Source organism: Bacillus sp. EB106-06-01-XG163 (assembly GCF_058791615.1).
Genome location: NZ_JBYTDS010000031.1, coordinates 1 through 1,827 on the forward strand (window position 1 = coordinate 1; position 1,827 = coordinate 1,827).

19 tRNA genes and 1 rRNA gene are annotated in these 1,827 nt (G+C 52.8%); all 20 read right to left on the reverse strand.

Annotation, left to right across the window (positions count from 1 at the left end):
* Window position 1: 1 nt before the first annotated feature.
* Window positions 2-76, reverse strand: a tRNA-Asn gene (locus AC3WTF_RS19135).
* Window positions 77-85: 9 nt separating this feature from the next.
* Window positions 86-162, reverse strand: a tRNA-Ile gene (locus tag AC3WTF_RS19140).
* Between the two features lie 15 nt (window positions 163-177).
* Window positions 178-251, reverse strand: a tRNA-Gly gene (locus AC3WTF_RS19145).
* Window positions 252-259: 8 nt separating this feature from the next.
* A tRNA-His gene (locus AC3WTF_RS19150) sits at window positions 260-335 on the reverse strand.
* A 20-nt stretch (window positions 336-355) separates the two neighbouring features.
* Window positions 356-431: transfer RNA gene (locus AC3WTF_RS19155), tRNA-Phe, on the reverse strand.
* Between the two features lie 10 nt (window positions 432-441).
* A tRNA-Asp gene (locus tag AC3WTF_RS19160) sits at window positions 442-518 on the reverse strand.
* A 6-nt stretch (window positions 519-524) separates the two neighbouring features.
* A tRNA-Met gene (locus AC3WTF_RS19165) sits at window positions 525-601 on the reverse strand.
* 19 nt (window positions 602-620) lie between these two features.
* Window positions 621-713, reverse strand: a tRNA-Ser gene (locus AC3WTF_RS19170).
* 7 nt (window positions 714-720) lie between these two features.
* Window positions 721-797, reverse strand: a tRNA-Ile gene (locus AC3WTF_RS19175).
* Window positions 798-799: 2 nt separating this feature from the next.
* A tRNA-Met gene (locus AC3WTF_RS19180) sits at window positions 800-876 on the reverse strand.
* A gap of 20 nt (window positions 877-896) precedes the next feature.
* Window positions 897-969: transfer RNA gene (locus AC3WTF_RS19185), tRNA-Ala, on the reverse strand.
* Between the two features lie 4 nt (window positions 970-973).
* Window positions 974-1,050, reverse strand: a tRNA-Pro gene (locus AC3WTF_RS19190).
* A gap of 17 nt (window positions 1,051-1,067) precedes the next feature.
* Window positions 1,068-1,144 (reverse strand) — tRNA-Arg (locus tag AC3WTF_RS19195).
* A gap of 9 nt (window positions 1,145-1,153) precedes the next feature.
* Window positions 1,154-1,239: transfer RNA gene (locus AC3WTF_RS19200), tRNA-Leu, on the reverse strand.
* A 19-nt stretch (window positions 1,240-1,258) separates the two neighbouring features.
* Window positions 1,259-1,333 (reverse strand) — tRNA-Gly (locus AC3WTF_RS19205).
* Window positions 1,334-1,342: 9 nt separating this feature from the next.
* Window positions 1,343-1,426, reverse strand: a tRNA-Leu gene (locus AC3WTF_RS19210).
* Window positions 1,427-1,436: 10 nt separating this feature from the next.
* A tRNA-Lys gene (locus tag AC3WTF_RS19215) sits at window positions 1,437-1,512 on the reverse strand.
* Window positions 1,513-1,549: 37 nt separating this feature from the next.
* A tRNA-Thr gene (locus AC3WTF_RS19220) sits at window positions 1,550-1,625 on the reverse strand.
* 29 nt (window positions 1,626-1,654) lie between these two features.
* Window positions 1,655-1,730 (reverse strand) — tRNA-Val (locus AC3WTF_RS19225).
* Window positions 1,731-1,753: 23 nt separating this feature from the next.
* Window positions 1,754-1,827, reverse strand: a 5S ribosomal RNA gene (gene rrf / locus AC3WTF_RS19230); the annotation flags it as partial.

Consider the following 1,827-nt stretch of genomic DNA (forward strand, 5'->3'; position numbering starts at 1 on the left):
ATGGCTCCACAGGCAGGATTCGAACCTGCGACCGATCGGTTAACAGCCGATAGCTCTACCACTGAGCTACTGTGGAAAATCATCATGGTGGGCCTGAGTGGACTCGAACCACCGACCTCACGCTTATCAGGCGTGCGCTCTAACCAGCTGAGCTACAGGCCCATGACAATATAAAAATGGAGCGGGTGATGGGAATCGAACCCACGACATCAGCTTGGAAGGCTGAGGTTTTACCACTAAACTACACCCGCATGTTGTTTGGGGCGATTGATGGGAATCGAACCCACGAGTGCCAGAGCCACAATCTGGTGCGTTAACCACTTCGCCACAACCGCCAAAACAATATTAAATTAAATGGTGGCTCGGGACGGAATCGAACCGCCGACACACGGATTTTCAGTCCGTTGCTCTACCAACTGAGCTACCGAGCCTTTTTATAAATGGCGGTCCGGACGGGACTCGAACCCGCGACCTCCTGCGTGACAGGCAGGCATTCTAACCAACTGAACTACCGGACCATTTTTTGGTTGCGGGGGCAGGATTTGAACCTGCGACCTTCGGGTTATGAGCCCGACGAGCTACCGAACTGCTCCACCCCGCGATGATAATTAAATTAGATATGGCGGAGGAAGAGGGATTCGAACCCCCGCGGGCTTTGACACCCCTGTCGGTTTTCAAGACCGATCCCTTCAGCCAGACTTGGGTATTCCTCCGTATAAGTGGTGGACCTTGTAGGACTCGAACCTACGACCGGACGGTTATGAGCCGTCTGCTCTAACCAACTGAGCTAAAGGTCCAATGGTAGCGGCGGAGGGGATCGAACCCCCGACCTCACGGGTATGAACCGTACGCTCTAGCCAGCTGAGCTACACCGCCAAAAAACAATTAAAATCAAGTGGAGCCTAGCGGGATCGAACCGCTGACCTCCTGCGTGCAAAGCAGGCGCTCTCCCAGCTGAGCTAAGGCCCCAAAATGGTCGGGAAGACAGGATTCGAACCTGCGACCCCATGGTCCCAAACCATGTGCTCTACCAAGCTGAGCTACTTCCCGTTTTTCAAAAGTATGTATGGCGCGCCCGAGAGGAGTCGAACCCCTAACCTTTTGATCCGTAGTCAAACGCTCTATCCAATTGAGCTACGGGCGCAACAATAAGTGCCGAGGGCCGGACTTGAACCGGCACGGTAGTCACCTACCGCAGGATTTTAAGTCCTGTGTGTCTGCCAATTCCACCACCCCGGCATGGATGGTATAGTATAGTTGGAGCGGAAGACGGGATTCGAACCCGCGACCCCCACCTTGGCAAGGTGATGTTCTACCACTGAACTACTTCCGCGTTTGGCAATGCGGATGAAGGGACTTGAACCCCCACGTCTGTAAAGACACTAGAGCCTGATTCTAGCGCGTCTGCCAATTCCGCCACATCCGCAAGAAAAACATGGTGAGCCATGAAGGACTCGAACCTTCGACCCTCTGATTAAAAGTCAGATGCTCTACCAACTGAGCTAATGGCTCTTATTACAAGAGACTTATATAGTATAACATATAAAGGTGGTGCCGGCAAGAGGACTTGAACCCCCAACCTACTGATTACAAGTCAGTTGCTCTACCAATTGAGCTACACCGGCTTAATACGCCAACTTATGTATGATAGGAATGGTGGAGGATGACGGGCTCGAACCGCCGACCCTCTGCTTGTAAGGCAGATGCTCTCCCAGCTGAGCTAATCCTCCGTATATTACACTTACGTGTAATAGCTTGGCGGCGTCCTACTCTCACAGGGGGAAACCCCCGACTACCATCGGCGCTGAAGAGCTTAACTTCCGTGTT